At 56.1% G+C, this 23993-nt stretch carries 16 protein-coding genes and 1 pseudogene; 3 read left to right on the top strand and 14 right to left on the bottom strand.

What is annotated here, in order from left to right; translation table 11 throughout:
• Position 1 precedes the first annotated feature (1 nt).
• A complete protein-coding gene (gene bcsR / locus AWR26_RS00980; RefSeq protein WP_043956161.1) occupies positions 2 to 190 on the bottom strand; it encodes a cellulose biosynthesis protein BcsR in 189 nt (62 codons plus the stop codon).
• 174 nt (positions 191 to 364) lie between these two features.
• Between bcsR and bcsE the strand changes: the two genes are divergently transcribed.
• Genes bcsE through bcsG form a run of 3 tightly spaced genes read left to right on the top strand, consistent with a single transcriptional unit; the run spans position 365 to position 3790 of the window.
• Positions 365 to 1924: a cellulose biosynthesis c-di-GMP-binding protein BcsE gene (bcsE, locus tag AWR26_RS00975; RefSeq protein WP_064562928.1), complete on the top strand. Its 1560-nt coding sequence runs from the start codon at positions 365 to 367 to the stop codon at positions 1922 to 1924.
• Positions 1921 to 2118 carry a cellulose biosynthesis protein BcsF gene (bcsF, locus tag AWR26_RS00970; protein WP_043956159.1) on the top strand — a complete coding sequence of 66 codons (198 nt, stop codon included), beginning with the start codon at positions 1921 to 1923 and terminating at the stop codon, positions 2116 to 2118. Before bcsE ends, bcsF begins: the two co-directional genes overlap by 4 nt.
• Positions 2111 to 3790: a cellulose biosynthesis protein BcsG gene (bcsG, locus tag AWR26_RS00965; RefSeq protein ID WP_064562925.1), complete on the top strand. Its 1680-nt coding sequence runs from the start codon at positions 2111 to 2113 to the stop codon at positions 3788 to 3790. The genes bcsF and bcsG overlap by 8 nt, the downstream gene beginning before the upstream one ends.
• Positions 3791 to 3829: 39 nt before the next feature.
• Here the strand turns inward: bcsG and AWR26_RS00960 are convergent, their stop codons facing one another.
• The 13 genes and pseudogenes from AWR26_RS00960 to AWR26_RS00900 all read right to left on the bottom strand — a co-directional run bounded on the left by AWR26_RS00960 (position 3830) and on the right by AWR26_RS00900 (position 23988).
• Positions 3830 to 4825: a glycosyl hydrolase family 8 gene (locus tag AWR26_RS00960; RefSeq protein ID WP_064562922.1), complete on the bottom strand. Its 996-nt coding sequence runs from the start codon at positions 4823 to 4825 to the stop codon at positions 3830 to 3832.
• 4 nt (positions 4826 to 4829) lie between these two features.
• Positions 4830 to 5312: a cellulose biosynthesis protein BcsD gene (gene bcsD / locus AWR26_RS00955; RefSeq protein WP_064562919.1), complete on the bottom strand. Its 483-nt coding sequence runs from the start codon at positions 5310 to 5312 to the stop codon at positions 4830 to 4832.
• Entirely contained in the window at positions 5309 to 9304 is a 3996-nt protein-coding gene (locus AWR26_RS00950) for a cellulose biosynthesis protein BcsC (protein ID WP_064562916.1), read from the bottom strand. The genes bcsD and AWR26_RS00950 overlap by 4 nt, the downstream gene beginning before the upstream one ends.
• Positions 9305 to 9318: 14 nt before the next feature.
• Positions 9319 to 11604: a cellulose biosynthesis cyclic di-GMP-binding regulatory protein BcsB gene (gene bcsB / locus AWR26_RS00945; protein WP_064562913.1), complete on the bottom strand. Its 2286-nt coding sequence runs from the start codon at positions 11602 to 11604 to the stop codon at positions 9319 to 9321.
• Positions 11601 to 13715: a UDP-forming cellulose synthase catalytic subunit gene (gene bcsA, locus AWR26_RS00940; RefSeq protein ID WP_064562910.1), complete on the bottom strand. Its 2115-nt coding sequence runs from the start codon at positions 13713 to 13715 to the stop codon at positions 11601 to 11603. Before bcsA ends, bcsB begins: the two co-directional genes overlap by 4 nt.
• 16 nt (positions 13716 to 13731) lie before the next feature.
• Entirely contained in the window at positions 13732 to 14535 is an 804-nt protein-coding gene (gene bcsQ / locus AWR26_RS00935; RefSeq protein ID WP_043956153.1) for a cellulose biosynthesis protein BcsQ, read from the bottom strand.
• On the bottom strand, positions 14526 to 15017 hold the full coding sequence (gene bcsO / locus AWR26_RS00930; protein WP_064562907.1) for a cellulose biosynthesis protein BcsO: 492 nt from the start codon (positions 15015 to 15017) through the stop codon (positions 14526 to 14528). Before bcsO ends, bcsQ begins: the two co-directional genes overlap by 10 nt.
• Before the next feature lie 615 nt (positions 15018 to 15632).
• Entirely contained in the window at positions 15633 to 16646 is a 1014-nt protein-coding gene (gene dppF, locus AWR26_RS00925) for a dipeptide ABC transporter ATP-binding subunit DppF (protein WP_043956151.1), read from the bottom strand.
• Entirely contained in the window at positions 16643 to 17626 is a 984-nt protein-coding gene (gene dppD / locus AWR26_RS00920; RefSeq protein WP_043956150.1) for a dipeptide ABC transporter ATP-binding protein, read from the bottom strand. Before dppD ends, dppF begins: the two co-directional genes overlap by 4 nt.
• 10 nt (positions 17627 to 17636) lie before the next feature.
• Positions 17637 to 18539, bottom strand: a complete 903-nt coding sequence (dppC, locus tag AWR26_RS00915; RefSeq protein WP_043956149.1) for a dipeptide ABC transporter permease DppC — start codon at positions 18537 to 18539, stop codon at positions 17637 to 17639.
• Between the two features lie 9 nt (positions 18540 to 18548).
• On the bottom strand, positions 18549 to 19568 hold the full coding sequence (gene dppB, locus AWR26_RS00910) for a dipeptide ABC transporter permease DppB (RefSeq protein ID WP_007369570.1): 1020 nt from the start codon (positions 19566 to 19568) through the stop codon (positions 18549 to 18551).
• Positions 19569 to 19702: 134 nt separating this feature from the next.
• A complete protein-coding gene (gene dppA, locus AWR26_RS00905) occupies positions 19703 to 21310 on the bottom strand; it encodes a dipeptide ABC transporter periplasmic-binding protein DppA (RefSeq protein ID WP_064562904.1) in 1608 nt (535 codons plus the stop codon).
• A gap of 661 nt (positions 21311 to 21971) precedes the next feature.
• Positions 21972 to 23988, bottom strand: a pseudogene (locus AWR26_RS00900) (TonB-dependent copper receptor).
• Positions 23989 to 23993 lie beyond the last annotated feature (5 nt).

Raw genomic sequence — 23993 nt, 5'->3', positions numbered from 1 at the left:
CTTATTGTTGACGGGATAATTCAGCCAGTAGCGGCCAGCGCTTAATAGCTGCCGCCAACTGTTCACGCTGGGAAATATCGGCGTAATCTATTTCGGGTAGTGAAAAAGCCTTGCTCAGTGCCAAAAAATCATTTTGGAATGTATAACCCAGAGTGGGGTCTGTTTGCGTTTTTGGTTCATCGTTATGCATTCTGGCCCGATCCCTTTGAATAGAAAACACGTGTACTGATTGTAGCAAGGCATCGTGCCTGACGAAATTCATTTACATGCTAAAACTGATGTTCTTTAATTTCAATGTTAGGTTTATTTCTCAGCTTTCGCTAGTAAACTGAGATACAGATAAATTTGTTTCAAGAGGGACATCGTGGACCCCATATTTTCTATTGGCATTCAGTCTTTATGGGACGAATTGCGGCATATGCCTACGGGCGGCGTTTGGTGGTTAAATATCGATCGCGAAATTGACGCATTTAGCCTTATTAATCAAACCATTGCACAGCAAGATACCGAGGCGAATGTCGCGGTTATCGGTATGGACCACGATCTACGGGGCATCCTTAAACTGGAGAAAGATCGCGGCCCCCAAAAAATTCGCCTCTTTTCCATGCCAAACCAGAGTAATAGCCTATACTTTCTCGCCCGCGATTTACTTTGCAGTATTGAGCCTGAGAATTATTTACTTATACTGCTCTGTGCTAATAATGCCTGGCAGAATGTTCCTGGTCCCAAAATACATCAATGGTTAGAAAAAACGCATGAGTGGGCGAAATATCATAATTGTACTCTGCTGGTTATTAATCCCGGCAATAACAATGACAAACAAGCCTCGATTTTGATGAGTGAATATCGATCACTGTTTGGTCTGGCAAGTTTACGCTATCAAAACGGTATGCATCTTTATGATGTCGCCTGGTGGTGTAATGAAAAAGGGATCAGCGCCCGCCAGCAACTGATTCTTCATCACCATGACGACCGCTGGCAATTAGCGAAGCAGGAAGAAACCGCCGTACAACCGCGCAGCGATGAAAAAAGAATATTAAGTAACGTGGCGGTTCTGGAAGGTGCGCCGCCGCTTTCCGAATATTGGTCTTTATTTAAAACAAACGAAGCCCTGTTTGAAGAAGCCCGCGCAAGCCAGGCGGCAACGCTGATTTTCTCGCTGGCACAAAACAACCAGATCGACAACATCGCCCGCCAGGTACATACCCTGCGCCGCCAGCGCGGCAGCAGCTTAAAAATTATCGTCCGTGAAAGCCAGGCCAGCCTGCGCGCGACCGATGAGCGATTATTGCTGGGCTGCGGCGCGAATATGGTTATCCCCTGGAACGCGCCGCTGTCGCGCTGCCTGACGCTGATTGAAAGCGTGCAGGGGCAACAATTCAACCGGCTGGTGCCGGAAGATATCACCACCCTGCTTTCCATGACCCAACCTCTGAAGCTGCGCGGCTACCAGCCGTGGAATGTCTTCTGCGATGCGATAAGCAATATGGTCAATAACCAACTGCTGCCGCCGGATGGCAAAGGCGTGATGGTTGCGCTGCGCCCGGTACCGGGCATTCGCGTCGAACAGGCGCTTACCCTTTGTCGCCCTAACCGCGTGGGGGATATTGTCAGCATGAGCGACAACCGGCTGGTGCTGTTTTTGTCCTTTTGCCGGGTCAACGATCTTGATACCGCCCTGAACCATATTTTCCCGCTGCCAACGGCCGATATCTTCTCAAACCGAATGGTGTGGTTTGAAGATCATCAGATCGCCGCAGAGCTGGTGCAAATGCGTATGCTGACGCCGGAAAAAGTGGCTAAACCGCTGTCTGAGACGGCCAAAACGAAGAAAGTCATTAACGCCGAACATGACGGCACTGGCTGGCGTCGTATTCCGGAGCCTTACCGCTTATTCAGTGACACCACGGAGCGCACATCATGATGTCAGTCAGCGATATCGTTCAGCTTATCATCTTCTGCGCACTGATCTTCTTCCCGCTGGGCTACCTTGCGCGCCATTGGATACGTCCTATCCGGTCCGCGTTTCGCATCTTATTTACCAGACCTCGCTATGTAAAACCGGCAGGAATATTGCGCCGGGAATCGTTCGTCAAGGCAGACCGCAAACATGACTAATTCATCGATGACCACTTCAACGCCCTCGCCGCTGTGGCAATACTGGCGCGGCCTTTCCGGCTGGAATTTCTATTTTCTGGTGAAATTCGGGCTGTTATGGGCGGGCTATCTTAACTTTCATCCGCTACTGAACCTGGTATTTATGGCATTCCTGCTGATGCCACTACCGCGCGTGAGGTTACATCGTCTGCGCCACTGGATCGCGCTGCCGATTGGTTTTGGTCTCTTCTGGCATGACACCTGGCTGCCCGGCCCGGAAAGTATTCTGAGCCAGGGTTCGCAGGTTGCGGGCTTCAGCGCCGACTATCTGCTTGATCTGGTAACCCGTTTTATCAACTGGCAAATGATTGGCGGGGTTTTTGTCCTGCTGGTGGCGTGGCTGTTTTTATCGCAGTGGATCCGCGTTACCGTGTTTGTCGTCGCCATTATGATCTGGTTGAATGTGCTGACCCTGACCGGGCCGGCATTTAACTTGTGGCCTGGCGGCCAGCCAACCACCACGGTGACCACGACCGGCGGCGGTGCAGCGGCAACCGTCGCAACGGCAGGCGATACCCCGGTAGTCGGCGATATGCCCGCGCAAACCGCGCCGCCGACCTCGGAAAATCTGAATGCTTATCTTGCCAGTTTCTACGCCTCGGAAGAGAAGCGCCAAAGCACGTTCCCGGCGCAGCTTCCCGCTGACGCCCAGCCGTTTGATCTGCTGGTCATCAATATCTGTTCCCTCTCGTGGGACGATATCGAAGCGGCAGGGTTGATGTCGCACCCGCTGTGGTCGCACTTCGACATCGTATTTAAACACTTCAATTCTGCCACCGCTTACAGCGGCCCGGCGGCGATTCGTCTGCTGCGCGCCAGTTGCGGCCAGTCGTCGCACAAAAACCTCTATCAGCAGGCCAACAACCAATGCTATCTGTTCGATAATCTGGCGAAACTGGGCTTTACCCAGCAGCTGATGATGGACCATAACGGCGAGTTTGGCGGCTTCCTGAAAGAGATCCGCGATAACGGCGGCGTGCAGGTACCGTTGATGGATCAGTCTGGCCTGCCGCCTGTGCTGCTCTCTTTTGATGGTTCGCCGATCTATGACGATACTGCCGTGCTGAACCGCTGGATGGAGTCGGACAGCTTCAAGCAGGGGCAGCGCACTGCAACCTTCTACAACCTGCTGCCGCTGCACGACGGCAACCACTATCCGGGCGATCGTAAAACGGCGGATTACAAACTGCGTGCGCAGAAACTGTTTGATGAGCTGGATGCCTTCTTCACGCAGCTGGAGAAATCCGGGCGGAAAGTGATGGTGGTGCTGGTGCCGGAACACGGCGCGGCGCTGAAGGGCGACAAAATGCAGGTTTCCGGCCTGCGTGATATCCCCAGCCCGTCAATTACCAACGTCCCGACCGCGATTAAATTCTTCGGCATGAAAGCGCCGCATCAGGGCGCGCCGATTGAGATTAACCAGCCGAGCAGCTTCCTGGCGGTATCGGAACTGGTGACGCGCGTGCTGGATGGCAAAATCTTCACCGAGGAGAGCGTCAACTGGCAGCAGCTCACCAGCAATCTGCCGCAAACGGCGCCGGTTTCTGAAAACGCCAACGCCATTGTGTTGCAGTACCAGAACAAGCCATATGTTCGCCTGAATGGCGGCGACTGGGTACCGTATCCGCAGTAACGTCCTGCGCCCTCTCCCGCACGGGAGAGGGTCAATCGGTTAGCGCTGCTGCGCCAGCCACACCAGCATCTTCAGGCTGGCAGAGTAGTAATCATCCTGCGCGGTGATCTGCGGCTCGGCCAGCGTTTCTCCCAGCGTTAAATCACGTACTGCCAGCAGACCGTCATTCATCATATACGGCGCCGTTTCGTTGGTCGTCACATTCACCCAGGCTGGCGTCTGATTGCGGCTAAAACCCTGCCACCAGTTACGCCACGGCGTCAGCAGCGCGCTTTGCGGATCCTGCCAGCTGATATACAGCGGAATACGGATAGCGTCATAACTCATGCGCGGCGGCCACTCTTTTGCCGGGGAGAGCTTGCCATCCGCCGCCAGCGAAACCCAGTCTGTCGGGAGCTGCGCTTTGCCAAAGCGCATTTTTCCCAGCAGCTTTTGCCCGTCGGCGATCAAATCGCGCCACACCACTTGATGGCTCCGATTCGCGAAATCCTGCCACGCCGGGAAAATGAAGTAGGCGGGATTCAGGTTCACATAGGTGTTGAGATTGAAACCGTTCGCCCCCGGCAGCATTACGCGGTAACCGGCATAACTCACCACCGTATGTTTCAGCACGGCCTGCGTGATAGCATCCGACGCGCTGGTATAAGCAGGAACATTCCAGCGCTGCCCCGCTTTCAGCAGCGCCCAGGCCAGCAGAACATCGCCATCCGTCGCATCGTTTTTATCAGCAACAGGATCGGCTTCCACCGGGTTATAACGCCAGAAAAAGAGGCCGTTATCTTTATTTCTCAAGGTCTTATTCGTCCAGTTCCACATGCTGTCAAAGGCAGCTCTGTCATCACTGGCCACCGCCATCAACATGGCGTAACCCTGGCCTTCAGTATGGGAAACATTTTTATTGCCGGTATCGACGACGCGTCCATCCGGCATTAAAAAACGGGCTTTATAACTATCCCAGGCCGCAGAAGCCTGGGAAAATGACGTAAACAACAGACTCACCATCACCACCAGTGCGGCGAATACGCGCTTCAACATGGGTTTACTCACTTGGGTTAGCGTAACGGAAGAGAACATCCGACACAGAATAGAGCCTTTCGCGAGTAAAAACGAGGCCTGCCGCGCCGCCCTGCTCTTGCATCCAGCGGGTATACATCCCCTCAAGCACGGCGCAAAAGGCAAAGCACCAGCGCTTCCGGTGCGCCTCTTCCCGCGCGACCGGCAAGCCCTGATGACGAAATGCCAGCCCGTCATCACGGGTATCGATATCGATAAAGCCCCAGTTGAACAGCGCCAGTTGCGCATTGATATTGGCTTCCAGTTCGCCCACAGTTTCCGAAGGCGGAAGCGGCGTGCGTTCCGCCATCGCGTCGCCCATCTGGCGCAGGAACGGCAGGCTTTCCGCTTCGCCGACGTTGCTTACCATGCCGTCAATCATCACGCTCAGCAGATCGAACCAACCCGGTGCCGTTTGCTGCTGCTGAAACCACGCAAGCAACGGCGTATCAGAAGTGTGTGTCATCATTTGTCTCCCAACATGTACCGGAGCCAAATCCCGGCGGTGCTTTCGTTATAATTGCCGAAGGTGTCGTAGCCGACTTTACCGCCCACCGTCATATTTTTATTCACGTTGTAATCCAGCCCCGCATGGAAGTTGTAGCCGATACCGTTTTGCGACTTGCCCTGGTACTGCGCCTCTTTGACAAAGCCCAGATCCGCCAGTTGCTGAAGCATCTTCTGTGCCTCAGGCTCGGTCGGGAAATAGTCGCTTTTATCCTGGGTATAAGACTGATAACCCACCGCGCCGCCAATGCTGAGCTTCCAGTTATCGATTTTCTGCGAAAGATCGACCGGTAAAGAGACGCTGACATAGTTCTGCGGGCTGAAATAACCGCCCTGGCCGTAGGTGAAGTAGCTGAGGTTTTTCGAGAAATCCATCCAGCTCACGCTCAACCCGGCCTGCAACTGGCGGAAATCGTCATGCCACGGGCGTAAATAGACTCCGGCATTGGCGTTCATGCTGGTGTTGCTGGCAACGTCCGTTCCGAGATAGCTGTAACCTCCGCCGCCGACGTAAAACCCGGCATCGCCATCATCGTAACTTAACTGTACCGATCCGCCGTTTTTGGTGACCTGCCCCCAGCGCTGACCGGAGTATTTATCCTGTAGCCCGACGTACGACAGCAGGCTGTCGGTGATTGCGCGGCGCTCGCCGGTGAAAATCAGCGTCAGGTAATTGGTCAGTTTCGGCGACCATTTCACGCCGCCCACCAGCGAAGTGAGATCCTGACCGAGCGGCGTACTGCCGATATCCAGCTTGTAGCTGTCGCCGCTGAGCGCCATATTCAGCTCCACACCGCTGGCATTTTGCGAATCGGTAGAGGCGTTAATTGCATCGTTGTAATTCTTCTTGTAGTTCGATGCGCTCAGGCTTTTCAGGCGGCTCGAACCCAATAAAGAGGTCAGATTGTTGTAACCCTCATCGGTAAACGGTGTCAGTTTGCTGGCATCGGCGTAACGTGCCAGATCGGTAAATTTATCGCTGCCGTCCGTTGCCGTAGAACTGTTGGCATTGCTGATGGAGGTGGCAATATTGCTCGCCGCATCCGCCAGCGGGTTGGAACCATAACGACGCCAGGCATCGCCCGAAGCGCTACCGGAACTGAGGCTGACCGGCGTGGCGGTAAATTCAAAACGCGCATCGCCGAACGGCGAGCTGGACCAGGTCAGCGGCGCTTTCGCTTCCGTTAACTTGCTGGTGCCGGTTTCCCCGTCGCGCCCGCGAATATCCACTTCACCTTGCAGCCACATGCCGGTTTTTTCGTTCATCTGCTGCATCATGTCATCCACCTGGCGCAGCGTACGGCTTTGCGCCGTTTCCACCGGCAGATCGGTGCGCGTAGTACCCGGCAGATTACTGCCCGGCTCGCGGGCGACCTGCGCCACCTGCCACGGCAACGTCTGCCCATACAGCGACTGCGGCGCCGCCGTGTCTGCGGTGGTTTTACTGGTGGTCATAAACGGGTTATCCGCCAACAAAACGCCGCCAATGGTCGGCGTGTCCGCGCTGTTGGTTGACTCCAGCCCCACCAGCTTGCCGCGGGCGCTACGCAACAGGGTCATCGCCTGCTGATGGTTGCCCTTTGCCTCTTCCAGCCGCGCCAGCAGCAGCAGGCGTTCCGGCGAACTATTACTGCGCAGGCCATTCGCCAGCGTCTGTGCTTTATCAATATTATTTTCCGCCAGCGCCACATCAATCGCGCCGACGCGCGCGGCCTGATCGTCGCTGTCGCGCGTCATCAGATAGTCATACAGCACACCCGCTTCTTTGTTCATTTTGCCGCTCTGGTAGAGACGGCCCATGGCGAACATCAAATCGGTATTCTGCGGATCGCTTTGCAACGCGCGAATCAGCTTGTCATAGGCGGCGGCATAATTACCCTGCTCGCGCAGACGATCGGCTTCATTAATCACATAACCGTTACGCACGCCCGCCAGTTGCGCCGGGGTGCTGCGCGCCTGCATCTCCGGGCTGGAAACAAAGGCCTGTGCTTCCTGGTTCAGCCCGGCCTGATTCAGCACGGCAATTTGATCGGCGTAATCCCCGGCATTGCCCTGCACACCCCGCTGCATATTGGCCCGCACCAGCGAAACCGCCGTTGTCAGATCGCCGGTTTGCGCCAGCATCCGCGCCAGTTTCCCGGCATCGGCCGGGCTTTCCGGCGGCGTGCTGGCGAGCGCTTTCAGGGTATTCGACGCGGCAACAGTATTGCCCTGCGCCAGGTAACGATCGGCGGTCGCCATTTGCAGGTTGTAGTTCACCCGGCGGGCGAGATCGCGCGTCTGACTGTTTTGCCCTGCGGGCGAGATCCGCGACAACAACGAGCTGGCCTGCTGCCAGCCGCCATTTTCACTGGCGAACAGCGCGGCGGCATACAGGGAGCTGGCGCCCGCGCCGCTGCTTTGCGCCGGAAGCATAACGCTCGCCGCTTCATTCTGCTGGCCGGATTGCTGTAATAAGCGCGCCAGATCGAGGCGCAGCCACGGATCGTCCGGCAACCGCTCAACGCCCTGACGCAACAGCGCAATCGCCTGCGGCGTATTACCGCTGGCGGCCAGTTGTTGCGCCTGACGACGCAGCGGATCGCCCGGCGCGCCGGTGACCACGCGCGGTTGCAGCTTCGCCTGCAAACTGGCCGGTAAGGTTCGCAGCATGCTCTGGGCTTCTGCCGTTTTGTTTTGATCGCGCAGAACGTAATAGAGGTTTTCGCGCGCCGGAGCATTTTGTGGCTGGTCGTTCAGAATCGCGCGCAGCGCCTGCTCCGCCTGCGGGTAATCTTTGTTTTGGCGTAACACATCGGCGCGGAACAGTTTTGCTGCCGTTCCCCGCTCGCCGCTCTGCTGCGCCAGCGGTGCAGATAAGGCCAGCGCCTGGCTGACATTGCCCTCTTTCAGCGCCTGTTGCGCCTGCGCCAGTTGGCCGTAAAACGCTGCGTCCTCCGCCTGCGTTTTGCGCTCGGCAGAGGCATCACCACCCAGGCTCGCCGCCCGGTTCAGGTATTGCGCCGCCGCCTGATAATCCCCATTGCGCTGGGCGATATAACCCATGCCCGCCAGCGCATCGGCGTCCTGCGGATTGGTTTGCAGCACCTGTTCAAACTGCCGCTTCGCCGTACTGCTGTCGCCGCTGTTCAGGGCGGTAAAGCCCGCGCCTTTCGCCGCGCCGCCGATGTTTTTGCGGTAGTAATCCTGAACTTCGCTGTCCTGCGGATGGCGCTGCAACCAGGTGTCGTAGAAGCGCTCATCGCCAGACTGCGGCCCAAGCCACAGCAGCGCCTGGCGTAAACCGGCATCGGCATCTTTGCTGCCGCTGGCCATCGGTTCGAGCATTAAAATCCCGTCGCGGCGCGTCTCTTCACGCCAGGTGAGCATCTTGCCCAGTGCCACGCGCGCGGCATTGTCCTGCGGATTCTGCGCCACAATGTGCTGCATCTGCGCCAGCGCCTGCGGATAGAGCGCTTTGTCGCTCGCCATCGTCAGGTAATATTCCGGCGCCAGGCCCGGCGGCGGCGTATTGCCGTTAAACAGGCTGCGCCAGGTCTCCAGCGCAGCCGGAATGTTGCCGCTCCGCGCCTGCTGACGCGCCAGCGTGAGCTGGCCTTGCGGCACCTGCGCCATCTGTTTGGCATTATCCAGCGCCTGCAATTCGCCATCGCCGGGCGCGGTTTGCGCCAGCCGCGAACGCCACTGCGCGGCGGTCTGCAAATCACCATTTTGCTGCGCCCACAGCGCCATCAGATACATCGCCTGGGTGTTATTGGCATCAACCATTAACACCTTTTTCAGCGACTCCATCGCCAGGTCGTCATGGGATTTTTCATGCCAGTAGTTGGCCTGATCGAACAGCGCTTTTAATGCCGCATCATTCGGCGCGGCCTGTGCCTGCCCGGCGACGCTGAGCGCAAGTGCGCCGGAGAGATAAACGGTCGTCCACCGGCGGGCGGTTTTGTTTCGCATTGTGGTCACCCTTTTCACTTGCTGTTCTCCGGATGCAGACGTTTACGCTCGCGCTTTTTCAGCGCCAGATAGAACAGCCAGCCCGCCAGCGAACCGACCAGCAGTCCCAGAATGGCCAGTAGCGCTGAGTGCTGGTTGGCATACCAGACCACCATCATCTGCGGTGGCATTTGACCGCTCGGGAACTGTTCGCCGACGCGGAAGCTGCGCACGCCATTTTCATTGGTGATGATGGCGGCATCGCCACGAATACCGGCGTTAATGCGCGCCGAGGCCAGATCGCTATGCAGATGCGAAAGCTGTTCATCGCTGCTGCCCAGCGCCAGGACCACCAGGCGCTCATCGTTCCACGGTGAGCGGAAACTGATAAAGCCGCGCCACGCTTCGTTAGATGAGAAATAGCGGTCAGCCTCCAGCCCTTCGGCTGCCCAGTCGCCCGCCATCCAGCGCTGCACTTTCTGCCACAGGGACGGCGCACGCACGCCCAGCGTGTTGTCATGGGTGGTAAACGGCGAATCCGCCAGCAGCGCTTGGTTGAAGTCGTGCTGATCCATGCCCGTGACCGCCAGCACGTCGCGATCGCGTACCAGTTCCCGCAGACCGCCGCCGGTGGGAACGCCGAGCAGCACGCGGTTATGTCCCAGCGCCGTTCCGGTGGCATTACCGGAGCGCGCAGCCATATCCAGCAGCGTGGCGAGCTGCGTTTCTGACGGATTCTGCGGCAGCATCAGCACCGTTTCCGCGTAGTCCGCCATGCGGGTAAACGGGAACGACGCGCCAACGAAATAGGAGAGATTCGGCAGCAACGCAAAGTGACGCGTGTGGCTTAAATCGATCCACGAATCATCATCAATACGGCTCTTGATGTTGTTGTTGAGCAAGGTGCTGCACGGCGCATTCGCTTTCGGCACGATGTTGAAGTAGAGAGAAAGCTGGTTGTCGCCGTAGATCATGTACGGTTCCAGCGGCATATCGAACGACTCCTGACGCGCATCGCCGCCCAGTTTGTGCCACAGCGTTTCCAGCGCGCCCTGTTTATTGACCGGCAGGTTGTGCAGGAAAGTGTCGTTCATGGTCATGCTCAGCCAGGAGCGCTGCTCATCGATCCAGTTTTCCGTCGGGAAGCGGTAACCAATGTGCAGCGGGATGGTTTCACCGTCCCACAAAAAGAGATCCGGCGCGGCGCGAAATGCCACCTGCAATGGCGAGTGCCAGATCCCGGTGGCTGTCAGGGTTTGATCTTTGCGGATCAACTCATGAAGCTTGATGGGACGATCGGTTGGGATCCAGCGCGGCGCATCATAGGGTTTGCTCAACGGAATGGTTTGCGCCGTAACATCGAGCGCAGATGTTTGCGGCGTAAAATTGCCACGCGTCAGCCGCCAGGCCGCCGCACGCAGTTCATGTTCATCTTTGCCGACAACCAGCAGCAGCTTGTACACCGGGTTCGCCGGGTTATCGATAATTTTCAGCAGCGGCTGCGTGGTTTGCGGCAGCGTCAGGCCACCGATCTGCTCGCCGGGATGGCCGATCAGGATGCCGTTCTGTTCCGGCAGACGATCGTGATATACCGCAAACGAGATGCCGCGATAATCAGCCTGAATCCCCATCCACGAGGAGATCAATGCACCCGCGCTAATGGCATCGGCGCTCAACGTCGAGCCGAATGCCATCGCAATGCTGGTGGGCGACATCTGCATGCTGTCAAAGAACGGGCGCGGGAAGTGGCTCAGATCGGTGCCGATATCCAGTTGCTGCCCTTCCAGCTCAAAACGCGAATCCGGCAGGACGGTGACACGATACTTATCGTTCAGATCGCGCTGGCACTGCATCGCATCGCCATCATTGATTTTGAAGCTCAGGTTGTTGCTGGAAACCATCAGCGCTGCCGGAATATCCAGTTGGTAGCGCGACAAATCGCTATCGGTAGCAGTCAGCGGTACGGTGCCCAGCGGCTGGCCGTTAAGCATCAATTGCAGGGTAGCATTACGCGCCGCCATTGCCGGGGAGATCTTCAGATTCAGCGCCAGCCGGGCGTTGGTGATGACCTGATCCATCGGCAGGGTAAAATCGACGCCGCCCTGGAACTGACCGCCGCTCAGGGTTAACCCCTGCGGTTGCCCCATCTGCGCCAGACTGACGCTGCTGACCACCGACGGCACAAAGGCCGATGCGCTTTGCGCCGCTGTCGGCGGGGGTAAATCGACCGGCAGCAGCGACGACACCGTGGTTTCCTCACTGTGCAGCGGCGCCATAAACAGTGTACCGACCAGCATAGCCAGCGTTGTCAGACGTTTCATACGCTGCCCTCCTCCGACGTCGCCTTCGCCGCCAGCTCTGCCCGCAGGCGGCGGTTTTCCCGACGCGATGTCCAGGTCAGCCAGAAGAGATCAAAGACGCAGCGCACAATGGTCAGCATCGAGCGGAACGGGTTATCTTGCGGTTTTGGCGGATGAATCCACGCGTCCGCGCGGGACAGCACCACACGTACCAGTTCACGGCGGCGCGACAGCGGAATATCGTCGAACATCAGGCGGATATACTCTGCATCGCTGGCGATGATGCTAACCGGAATGGCAATCGCGCCCGATTGCAGCAGCAGCTCAATCTCTTCGATTTCATCGCTCTGGTGGCGATCGTCCGGCACCACGATGCGGCAGCCGCCCATCGACAAATCGGCGGTCTGGCTGCGCGAGGTAATACCGCTGGCATAGTGGATCAATACCGGAATATCGACATCAATACGGATGGTTTTGCGGGTCTGGCGGGTTTCCCGCGCCACGGCAATTGCCGCCAGCAGGAAAATCAGGCTGTACAGACCCCAGCCGACGTTTAGGGCGATAACGCGCGGATCGACGCCGAAGTAATCATGGGCGCAGGCGCGGACAATCCCGGCCACCACCCCAGCCGCCAGCAACACCGCGATAATTAAATGCGGGCGCACCACGCTGAAATCGAAATAGCCGACGTTCAGCAGGCCGCCTTTATCGGTGACGTTAAACTTCCCGCGTTTCGGAAACAGCATGGTGACGACGGTCGGCAGGACAATATGGAACGCCAGCACAATGTCATAAATCTCACCCCAAAAGCTGTAACGGAAACGTCCGTTCAGACGTGAGTTCACGAACACCGCAAGGAACAAATGCGGCAGCGCGTAGGAGAAGACCAACGTGGCCGAGGAGTGAATAATGTTCAGGTTAAACAGTAAGTAAGCCAGCGGTGCGGTCAAAAAGGCGATTCGCGGCAGCGCAAACTGGTAATAAAGCATCGCGCTCAGGTAGCACAAACGCTGCGGAAAGGTCAGCCCGCGTCCCAGCAGCGGGTTGTCGAGGCGGAAAATCTGCGTCATGCCGCGCGCCCAGCGGGTACGCTGGATCACATGCAGTACCAGACGTTCTGTCGCCAGACCGGCCGCCAGCGGGATATCGATAAACGCTGTGCCCCAGCCCAGGCGCTGCAATTTCAGCGCGGTATGTGCATCTTCGGTCACCGTTTCCACGGCAAAACCGCCAATCTCCTCCAGCGCGCTGCGGCGGATCACCGCGCACGAGCCGCAGAAAAAGGTGGCGTTCCAGTTGTCGTTGCCTTGCTGGATCGGGCCGTAGAACAGCGAGCCTTCATTAGGAATGTTGCGGCCTACCGACAGGTTGCGTTCGAACGGATCCGGTGAATAGAAGTAGTGTGGCGTCTGCACCAGCGCCAGTTTTGGATCTTTCAGGAAACCACCGACCGTGGCTTGCAGGAAAATTCGCGTGGCAACATGGTCGCAGTCGAAGACACAGATCAGCTCGCCGTGGGTAAGCTTCATCGCGTGGTTCAGGTTGCCGGCTTTGGCGTGCGCATTGTCATTACGGGTGATATACCCGACGCCGACATCGGCGGCGAACACCGCAAACTCCCGGCGTTTACCGTCATCAAGCAGGTAGATTTTCATCTTATCGCGCGGGTAATCAATACACTGCGCGGCGAGCACCGTATCACGCACCACGTCCAGCGGTTCGTTGTAGGTCGGAATGTAGACATCCACCGTCGGCCACTGGCTCATATCATCCGGCAATTGCACAATTTCACGCTTCAGCGGCCAGACGGTTTGCAGGTAGCTCAGCAGCAGCATCACCCAGACATAGACTTCCGCAAGGAACAGCCCCATGCCGAGCAGGGTTTCAATCTCAGAGTTAAAATGCAGGGTTTGCGTCAGGCGAAAATAGATATAGCGTGTCGATAACAGCGCCGACATCACGACCATAATCACCGAAACACTGCGCTTTTTGCTGAATCCAAGCAGGAACAAAATCCCGATGCTAATCAGGCCAAAAATATACTGCTTTTGGCTGTCCATCGGCGTAATGACCACCAGCAGGGCGACAGGAACCATTGCCAGCACCAGCAAAACAGAAAGAAGCTTTTTCATAGGTAGCCCGTGAGCGTTAGAAACCTGACATGCGCGGCGAGTTGTGAACCGTCCCGTCACCGATTTTGACGCCTAAGATGCCGGCGACGCGTTTTGCAATGAGTTCAATATCGAAAGCGGCAGCGGAAGCCGGGCTAAAATCGAATACCGATTGCTGTGAGGCATTCGCTTCGGCAACGCTTTCATCGCGGTGCAGCACGCCGAGAAGCTGATTGCCCAGGCGCTGCTCAAGAAACGTGGTGACATCACGGCTGATCTGGCGGCGGTTGTCGCTCTGGTTGACCACAAAAAAGTGGCCGGCTTTACGGTTGAGCACGTCTCCCGTCAGGCGGTTGTTTTCGATTTGCGGCAGCAGGGAGAGCGATGCGGTATCCGCCAGCAGTGTCACCAGATGCACATCGGCCAGCCGCGACATGGCTTTTAGCGCCGCCGACGGCCCTGGCGGAAAATCCGCGACGATAATCAGCCCCGGATAGTTCAACAGCGTATTCAGCCCACGCGTTAAAAAGTGCTCGTCATTCGCCAGCCGCTCTTCAAATGTGAGGCGCTGCTCTTCCGTAGCGTCGCCATAAGGCAGGACGAAGATATTACCGCCCGCGGTGAGGACAAACTGGCTCCAGTCCGACGATTCCGCCGCTTTGGCAACGTAGCCGCGCCCGTCCGTTAGCGGTACGCCGAAATGCAGGCGCAGCGCATTCTGCACATCAAAATCGAGCGCCAGCACTTTGCTGCCTGAACGGGCCAGCGCGTACGCCAGATTCGCCGTCAGGGTCGTTTTTCCGACACCGCCTTTCGGCGAACAAACACAAATCAGCGGCATGACGCGATCCTTTCTAACAACGAGTGTAATGGCTGGTTTTTTTCCGTTTTCGGCTTTGCTTCCGGCGCTTTGGCGGCGAAAAGTTGCGCGTAATTGACGGCGGCAGATTTTACCTCTCCGGCAGGCAAGGCTCTCACCGGGGTGGGGGTGGGCACAGGCACCGGGGGCGGAGTAACTGTCGCAAGCTGGCTGGCAACCCCTTGAAAAATGGAAGGAGCCGGTATTGGCGCTGGCTCACTGACATCGGCCGCAGGCGCATTTTCTGTACGGGCAAAGAGATCCGGTTCAACAGATTGCGGGACAGGAAGAGAAACATGGCCGCCCATGGTCAGCGTCGATTCATCCGTTGCCGGAGAGAGCTGCTGGATCAGCGTCCAGTTTCCCTGGTCGCTGCCAGGGTTTTGTGCAGAGAGATCCTTAAAATTGTGTTTTTGGTTGCGGGTTTTATCCTTAAACCTCTGCAAATCATCATAATGATTCATTGTTAATCTCATGATTTACAAAATAATATTGTACCCACCACCGCTAAAGATCTCAGCGCCCGGATATTGGTCGAGTTGTGGCTTTTTATTTTGGCTGTGCTGTGTTGAGTGGGTACAAGATAATGTTTCGGCGATGGCCTTCCGCCTGTTTTTACGTGTTACATTTCACTTCTGCTAACACGATGTTTATTTCTGGTAAATATATAAACAATACCCATACATGTGCCATCTTTTTTTGCTGCTGTATCTATTAAAGTATTAACGCCCAAAAACGTAGGGATATTATGGGGATAAAAACCAGCTTAACCTAAATTTATATTAATAAATGTCATTTCTTCATTGATTAAAAGAGTAATAATCCAGACAAAGAAATAATACCATTAATTTTTGCTTACTCAGAGAAATATTTAGAAATAACTATTGGGAGTCATAAAACTGTTTTATTCCGCTAACCCATTATTCCTGCTGAAATTATCTCTTGGTCCGTTTTAAGGGAAATTTATTGGAAATTCCAGAATTAAGCCGGAACGCTTATAAGGTTTGTCAGCAACGGAGAATATCGATTGTCCGGGTTCGATATGCCCGGCAACCTGAACGCTGCCGGGCATATGAGGATTACGCGTGCGGTTTCTCGCCGTTCTCATCCTGGTCGACGGCAAAGCAGGCAACCAATTGACCACCGTAATCTTTCAGCTGCGGCTGCAGTTGCGTGCAGGGGCCGAAACGACGGGAGCAGCGCGCGTTAAACGCGCAGCCCGGCGGTGGATTCAGCGGGCTTGGCAGCTCGCCGGTCAGTTTAATGCGCTCGCGACGTTCATCCGGATTCAGGCGCGGCGTTGCCGAGAGCAGCGCCTGAGTGTACGGGTGACGCGGGTTGGAGAAGATCTGGTCTTTCGTGCCTTTCTCCACGCAGCGGCCGAGATACATCACCATCACTTCATCGGCAATGTGCTCAACCACAGAGAGATCGTGGGAGATAAAGACGTAAGAGAGCCCCAGATCCTGCTGCAAATCCATCATCAGGTTAAGCACCTGCGCGCGCACGGAGACGTCCAGCGCGGAAACCGGTTCGTCGGCAATCACGACGTCCGGATCGAGCATCAGACCACGAGCGATAGCAATACGCTGACGCTGACCGCCGGAGAACATATGCGGATAGCGATCGTAATGCTCGGTTTTCAGGCCAACTTTCGCCATCATCGCCAGCGCTTTTTCCCGACGCGCCTCTTTGCTGAGGGAAGTGTTAATCAGCAGAGGTTCTTCGAGGATCTGCCCCACTTTTTTACGCGGGTTCAGCGAGCCATAGGGGTTCTGAAAGACAATCTGAATCTTCTGCCGACGCAGCTTCTGTGCGTGGGGATCGTGTTTCAACAGATCCTGCCCCTGGTAATACAGCTCGCCGCCGGTCGGGGTTTCAATCATCGTCAGCAAACGGCCGAGCGTGGATTTACCACAGCCGGATTCGCCTACCACCGCCAGCGTTTTACCTCGCTCCAGGGTGAACGATACGCCATCCAGCGCTTTCACCAGGCGTTCCGGGGCAAACATTCCCTTCTTCACCGGGTAGTATTTTTTCAGGTCGATAGCCTGCAACAGCGGCTGCTGCGAGGTGGCCTCGTGCGTACTCATAGTGTCGGCCTCCCGGCGTCATCGAGTGGGTAGTGACATTTGGACTGACGGCCGCCATCGACGGTGTTCAGTGCCGGTTCCTGCTCGCGGCATTTGTCCGTTGCATACGGGCAGCGCGGATTCAGCAGGCAGCCAGTGGGGCGGTCATATTTGCCCGGAACAACGCCCGGCAGCGAAGCCAGACGCGCTTTGTCCTGCGCAAACTCCGGCAGCGCGCGCAGCAGCGCCTGGGTGTAAGGATGACGCGGCGCGCGGAAGATATCTTTCGCTTCGCCGGTTTCCACCACCTGGCCTGCGTACATCACAATGATTTTGTGCGCCGCTTCCGCCACCAGCGCCAGATCGTGAGTGATCAGGATCAGCGCCATATTCTCTTTTTGCTGCAACTCCAGCAAAAGCTCGATGATCTGCGCCTGGATGGTCACATCCAGCGCGGTTGTCGGTTCATCGGCAATCAGCAGTTTTGGCTGACAGGCAATCGCCATAGCAATCATCACGCGCTGACTCATCCCACCGGAGAGCTGGTGCGGGTATACGTCCAGACGCGAGGCCGGATCGGGAATACCAACCTGCGTTAACAGGTCAATCGCGCGCTGACGGCGGGTTTTCTTATTCCCGCCCTGATGCACCTTAATCGCTTCCATTATCTGGAAACCGACCGTGTAGCACGGGTTCAGGCTGGTCATCGGATCCTGGAAAATCATTGCCACTTCGGAGCCCACCAGACTGCGGCGCTCTTTTTCCGAAATGCGTTTCAGATCCTGGCCGTTGAACTCCAGATTTTCGGCCATTACGCGGCCGGGGAAATCAATCAATCCCATAATCGCCAGTGAACTGACGGATTTACCGGAGCCTGATTCACCGACGATGCCAACCACTTCGCCCTGGTTCACGCTATAACTTACGCGGTCTACAGCGCGGAACTCGGAGCCAACGTCGCCGAAGTGCACCGATAATTTATCTACATTTAATAACGCCATCTCGAACCTCTTACTGCTTCAGTTTGGGGTCGAGCGCGTCACGCAGTCCGTCACCCATCAGGTTAAATGCCAGCACCGTCAGCAGGATCGCCAGACCCGGGAAGGTCACGACCCACCAGGCACTCTGCGCGAACTGCAACACGTCGGAGAGCATCGTGCCCCACTCCGGTGTTGGCGGCTGCGCGCCCATGCCAAGGAAGCCAAGGGCGGCCATGTCGAGAATGGCGTTCGAGAAGCCCAGCGACGCCTGAACGATCAGCGGCGCGAGGCAGTTGGGGAAAATATTGACGAACATCTGGCGCATCGCGCCCGCACCGGCAACGCGGGAAGCGGTGACGTAGTCGCGATTCACCTCCACCAGCACGGCGGCGCGCGTGAGTCGCACATAGTGCGGCAGGGCGACAAACGTCAGCGCCAGCGAGGCGTTGACGATCGACGGGCCGAAGATAGCCACCAGCACCAGCGCCAGCAGCAAGCTCGGCAGCGCCAGCATAATGTCGACGACACGCATAATGATGTTGTCGATAACGCCACCAAAGTAACCGGCCACCAGGCCGAGCACGATGCCCGCAATCAACGACAGCACCACCACCAGACAGCCCACCAGCAGCGACAGACGGGCACCAAACATCAGGCGCGACAGCGTATCGCGGCCCACATCATCGGTACCCAGAATGTGCGTCCAGGTGCCGCCGTCCTGCCAGACCGGCGGCGCCAGCAGCGCATCGCGGAACTGATCGGCCGGGTTGTGCGGCGCAAGGAAGTTCGCGAACACGGCGATTATCAGCATGATGATGACATACACCAGCCCGACGACCGCGCCTTTGTTGCGTTTGAAATAGTGCCAGAACTCCTGCAACGGCGTCATTGGCACCGGTGCAGCGATAACTTTATTTTCAGTAGCTTGTGACATGATGGCCCCTTACTTCTTATGCCGAATACGCGGGTTCACCACGCCGTAGAGCAGGTCGACCAGCAGGTTGACGAGGATAATCATCGTCGCGACCAGCAATACCCCGCCCTGCACCACCGGATAGTCACGGCGTTGCAGCGCATCAATCAGCCAACGCCCCAGACCCGGCCAGGAGAAGATGGTTTCCGTCAGGATCGCGCCCGCCAGCAGCGTGCCGACCTGCAAACCGATAACCGTCACCACCGGCAGCATCGCGTTGCGCAGCGCATGCACGATGATCACGCGCATGCGGGTCAGCCCTTTTGCGCGCGCGGTACGGATGTAATCTTCACCCAGCACTTCCAGCATTGAGGAGCGGGTCATACGCACGATCACCGCCAGCGGAATAGTGCCGAGCACGATGGCAGGCAGGATCATATGCGCAAGGGCATCGATAAAGTTGCCCTGCTCGCCCCAGATGGCGGTGTCTATCAGCATAAAGCCGGTTAACGGATTGCTGTCGTCAAGGAACACCATATCGCTGACGCGCCCGGAAACCGGCGTCAGGTTGAGCTGCACCGAGACCAGCATAATCAGCATCATGCCCCACCAGAAGATAGGCATGGAGTAGCCGGTCAGCGCAAGGCTCACCGCAGTATGATCGAAAATAGAGCCACGTTTGACGGCGGCCAGCACGCCCACCGGAATACCCACAGCGACCGCAAAAATCATGGCGCAGATACCGAGTTCCAGCGTCGCTTTAAACCGCGGCACAAACTCGTCCCACACCGGAAGTCGGCTCTTCAGAGAGATGCCTAAGTCACCATGCAATACGCCCCAGACATAGTGGACATATTGTTCCCAAAGCGGCTTATCAAGACCAAGCTCAGCCAGCAATTGAGCGTGACGCTCAGGAGAGATACCACGCTCACCCGCCATGATCATTACCGGGTCGCCGGGGATCATATGGACAAAGGCAAAGGTGAGAAGGGTGATACCGATAAACGTTGGGATAACCAGCCCCAGACGTCGGAGAATGAACTGCAACATAACCCGGATTCTCAGTAGTGACGCAGCGCCTGGCGGCGGCGCGTCTGTATTGCTCACAAACAGGAATTCCCTCCGCAGAGGGAAAACACTTTACCCTCTCTCCCGGAAAGGAGAGAGGGCAGCTATCGTGCTTATTATTCGACAGACACGTTTTCGAAGTGGTGTTTGCCTAACGGATCAACAACATAGCCTTTAACTTCTTTACGCACCGGCTCATACACGGTGGAGTGAGCAACGATCAGCGCCGGAGCCTGGTCATGCATCACTACCTGAGCCTGTTTGTAGAGTTCAACACGCTTGTTGTGGTCGTCGGTTGCGCGAGCCGGTTGGATCAGATCTTCAAACGGCTTGTAGCACCAGCGAGAGTAGTTGGAACCATCTTTCGCCGCTGCGCAGCTAAACAGAGTGGCGAAGAAGTTATCCGGATCCCCGTTGTCGCCGGTCCAGCCCATCATCACCGCCTGGTGTTCGCCCGCTTTCGCGCGCTTCAGGTATTCACCCCACTCGTAGGTCACGATTTTGGCTTGTACGCCGACTTTCGCCCAGTCAGCCTGAATCATCTCAGCCATACGGCGAGCGTTCGGGTTGTACGGACGCTGTACCGGCATCGCCCACAGTTCAACGGTAAAGCCTTTATCCTGACCGGCTTCTTTCAGCAGCTGTTTCGCCTTCTCCGGATCGTAGGTGTAGTCTTTAACGTCGTCGTTATAGCCCCACATGGTCGGCGGGATCAGGTTTTTCGCCGCCACGCCAGCGCCCTGGTATACCGCTTTGATGATCGCTTCTTTGTTCACCGCGTAAGTCAGCGCCTGACGCACTTTCACGTCATCAAACGGTTTCTTCTCGGTGTTGAAGGACATGTAGCCAACGTTCAGGCCAGCCTGTTCCATCAGCGTGATGTTTTTGTCCTGCTTCATACGAGCGATATCAGCCGGGTTCGGGTACGGCATAACCTGGCACTCGTTTTTCTGCAGTTTGGCATAACGTACGGAAGCATCCGGAGTGATGGAGAAGACCAGACGATCGATTTTCGGCTTAGTGCCCCAGAAACCGTCAAACGCTTTGTACAGGATGCGGGAATCTTTCTGGTATTGCAGCAGCTGGAACGGACCGGTACCGATCGGGTCGAGGTCCACTTTCTCCGGCGTACCGGCTTTCAGCATGTTGTCCGCGTACTCTTTGGAGAGAATAGAAGCGAAGTCCATTGCCAGGTCGGCCAGGAACGGCGATTCCGGACGGGTCAGCACGAACTGAACGGTGTTGTCGTCGACTTTCTTCACTTCGCTAATCAGGTCAGGCAGACCCATGCCTTCGAAGTATTCGTAGCTGCCGCCAGAGACTTTATGGTACGGGTTCTGATCGTTTTTCTGACGGTCGAAGGAGAACACCACGTCATCCGCGTTGAAATCACGCGTCGGTTTGAAATCTTTGTTGTCCTGCCACTTCACGCCTTTACGCAGGTGGAAAGTGTAGGTTTTGCCGTCAGCGCTGATATCCCACTTCTCAGCCAGGCCTGGAATCACTTCCGTGGTGCCAATTTTGAATTCCACCAGACGGTTATAAATCGGTACGGAGCTGGCATCGTAAGTGGTGCCAGAGGTGAAAAGCTGTGGGTTAAAGCCTTCAGGCGAGCCTTCAGAACAATAAACCAGGGTTTTAGCCTGCACGCTTGCCGCGACGGTCATAGCCACCAGGCTAAGACCGAGCTTCAGCATCCCTGACTTCTTCAAGGAAATACTCATTGATTCTGCTCCAATGTGATATGTGTTGTTACCCATGCAGTGGGTATGTCCGACAGACCTTTATTAGTTTTTTACCCGGTCTGGTCGGTTGTGCCCGAAGGCGTTATGAGAGATGGGGATTCCTTTCACAAGGTTGACTGAGTTGCAGTGCAGATTCTCCTTGAAATGCCCCTCATGCCCTACAATCTGTCAACAGAATGTCAAAACGTCAATACAGGTAACCGGGATTTACAACGACGGTGAGAATCGGTAAACAAAGTTTAAAAAAACTTCAAGCCTCTATTTTCAGCAGGGAAATTTGTGCTACTGCCGCGAAAGCAGAATAATTCGCTCATTACAACCTCAAAGCCAGTGATTAACTTTCATGCAGATTATGAAAAATTTCTTGCAGAATGATGATTATCTGAGCGATTAATGCCGTGAACGCTAAAACGCACAGCGAAAAATGCTGTCATTATCCATAAGCAACGCGAAAAAAGATCCAAACATATATAAAAAAATACGATGGAATATTGTAGAAAACAGTGAACTGGCAGCGGGAAATATAATAATCGCGCCATCTTTGAAAATCCCCTCAATAATGAAACGCGCTTGTTGGTGATTTTCCGCGCCAGAGGGCTGTTTATATCCCGGTTCTTGCGAGCCGGGATCTCACGCCGGATCAGAATATGACGTTCACTTTCCCCCAGAACGTTCTTCCAGGCTCGTTCAACGATGTATTGGCTGAATACCCGAAACCGCTGTTACCTGCCCGGTTCAGGTGTTCGCTGTAAGCCTTGTTAAACAGGTTATCCACGCCTGCACTGATCTTGATGTTTTTTGTGGCGCGCCAGGCCGCGTTGGCCGAGACGATCGCAAAACCGGCACTGTTGTCAAAATCCTTCCCGACGACATTTCCCTGGTTGATGGCGACACGATGCTGGCTACTCACCATTCGCAACAGCCCGGTGCCACTCCAGTCGCCTTGTTCCCACGTTAACCCGAGACGCGCTTCAAACGGCGGCATCTGCGGTAACGGTTGGTTGCTGTCGGTATTTTTCCCCCACGACCAGGCAAGGCTGGCGTCGGTTTTCCAGCTTTCCGTTAGCTGATAGCTGGCACCGGCTTCGCCGCCCATAATGCGGGCATCGACGTTATCGGCCTGGCTGATATCCGCCTTGTGGGGGTCGTAGCGGAAGAGAATAAAATCGTTCACCCGCCCAACATAGGCAGATACCCAACTGTTAAGGCGTGCCCCTTTATATTGCGCGCCAATATCAATCTGCGTCGTCTTTTCCGTCTTCACGCTATCAAAGGCCGCGCTGGCACCGTCCGGCCCGTAGGTCGGCGAGAACAGTTCCCAGTAATCAGGGAAACGCTCGGTGTAGCCGATCCCGGCATACATCATCACCGGCATCCCGGCAGGGGTATGTTCCAGACGGACAAACCCCGCAGGTAGCGTAGCGGTGCGCACAGCGGAACCCGCACCGCTAAAATTATCAACGCTGGCGCTATCCACGCGTGCGCCGCTGACCACGATGCTCTGCCCCGTGGCGATCCATGTCAGTTCACTGAACAGCCCATAATCATGGAAGCGGGCATCTTTTATCCAGTGCCCCTCCTCTTTACTGCGATGGGTGTTGAGCTGCATATCGGCACCGCTACGCAGTTCAAAATCGGACCATAACCAGGTTCCCATCATGCGGCCGCCCACGGTACGGCGATCGACCTCCATTTCCATCGGCATGTTCATGTGCGTTGAATGCCCCATGCCTGGCATACCGCTACCGGGCGAACGCAGCGAGAAGTTGTCCATGATGTGGTCGGCGTAGTTGTAGTAAACATTGGTCTCGAACTTATCGAATACCTCACCAATGTTGTATTTCTCAAACCGCACGCCCAGGCTTTCTCGTTTGAACTGCGCACCGTCCATATTGCGTCCGGCGTAACGGGCTTCACCATCTCCCTGACCGGCCGTCAGTTCCAGCAGCGTATTGCTGTCCGGCGTCCAGCCGAGAGCCACATCACCATTCCACTTATTCCACTTCGAGGGTACGCGATTGCCATTACCGTCTTTGTAATCTTCCGCGCGCGTTATTACCGGTTAATCGCAGATAGCCCTCTTCACTGCCCAGGCTGATATCTGCATTTTGATCCCAGCGATTGTTTGATCCTGCAAGCAGGCTGGCTGTGCCCTGAATGCCGGGTTTATCAAACCGGGGCGGTTCACGGTCTAAACGCAGGGTTCCCGCAGAGTTGCCCGCGCCCCAGAGTACGGTTTCCGGCCCTTTAATCAGCGTCAGAAGATCAAAGTTCTCTGGTGAAATATAGGAACTGGGGGCATCCATGCGCGCGGCGCAGGCACCCAGCATTTCACCGCTATTGGTCAACATACGCAGGCGTGAACCGAACATACCGCGAAAGACAGGATCGCCGTTGGTGCCGCCATTACGGATCTGAGAAAAGCCAGGAATCGTCTTCAGATAATCGGCACCATCGCTTGCCGGAACCGGCTGGCGCGGCGTTTTAGGCGAGGTCATCACTTCCAGCGGCGAGGTGGCGGGTGCCGTCACGATCATCACCAATTCATCCAGCTCGTGTGCATGGTCGTGTGGTGCGTCGGCAAATACGGCGTTCGGTAGCAGCACTATCATGATCAAAGAAGCGAGCGGAGTGCTCACAAATTGCTGTGTTTTCATTTCGT

Source organism: Kosakonia oryzae, assembly GCF_001658025.2.
Classification (GTDB): domain Bacteria; phylum Pseudomonadota; class Gammaproteobacteria; order Enterobacterales; family Enterobacteriaceae; genus Kosakonia; species Kosakonia oryzae.
This window is presented reverse-complemented; position numbering and strand designations above follow the sequence as displayed.

Excerpts from the sequence above, each read along its gene's own strand:
- bcsF (WP_043956159.1), top strand. The coding sequence starts at position 1,921 with ATGATGTCAGTCAGCGATATCGTTCAGCTTATCATCTTCTGCGCACTG.
- bcsA (WP_064562910.1), bottom strand. The coding sequence starts at position 13,715 with ATGAAAAAGCTTCTTTCTGTTTTGCTGGTGCTGGCAATGGTTCCTGTC.
- bcsD (WP_064562919.1), bottom strand. The coding sequence starts at position 5,312 with ATGATGACACACACTTCTGATACGCCGTTGCTTGCGTGGTTTCAGCAG.
- AWR26_RS00960 (WP_064562922.1), bottom strand. The coding sequence starts at position 4,825 with ATGTTGAAGCGCGTATTCGCCGCACTGGTGGTGATGGTGAGTCTGTTG.
- dppD (WP_043956150.1), bottom strand. The coding sequence starts at position 17,626 with ATGGCGTTATTAAATGTAGATAAATTATCGGTGCACTTCGGCGACGTT.
- bcsO (WP_064562907.1), bottom strand. The coding sequence starts at position 15,017 with ATGAATCATTATGATGATTTGCAGAGGTTTAAGGATAAAACCCGCAAC.
- bcsQ (WP_043956153.1), bottom strand. The coding sequence starts at position 14,535 with ATGCCGCTGATTTGTGTTTGTTCGCCGAAAGGCGGTGTCGGAAAAACG.
- dppA (WP_064562904.1), bottom strand. The coding sequence starts at position 21,310 with ATGAGTATTTCCTTGAAGAAGTCAGGGATGCTGAAGCTCGGTCTTAGC.
- bcsG (WP_064562925.1), top strand. The coding sequence starts at position 2,111 with ATGACTAATTCATCGATGACCACTTCAACGCCCTCGCCGCTGTGGCAA.
- dppF (WP_043956151.1), bottom strand. The coding sequence starts at position 16,646 with ATGAGTACGCACGAGGCCACCTCGCAGCAGCCGCTGTTGCAGGCTATC.
- AWR26_RS00950 (WP_064562916.1), bottom strand. The coding sequence starts at position 9,304 with ATGCGAAACAAAACCGCCCGCCGGTGGACGACCGTTTATCTCTCCGGC.
- dppB (WP_007369570.1), bottom strand. The coding sequence starts at position 19,568 with ATGTTGCAGTTCATTCTCCGACGTCTGGGGCTGGTTATCCCAACGTTT.
- bcsR (WP_043956161.1), bottom strand. The coding sequence starts at position 190 with ATGCATAACGATGAACCAAAAACGCAAACAGACCCCACTCTGGGTTAT.
- bcsB (WP_064562913.1), bottom strand. The coding sequence starts at position 11,604 with ATGAAACGTCTGACAACGCTGGCTATGCTGGTCGGTACACTGTTTATG.
- dppC (WP_043956149.1), bottom strand. The coding sequence starts at position 18,539 with ATGTCACAAGCTACTGAAAATAAAGTTATCGCTGCACCGGTGCCAATG.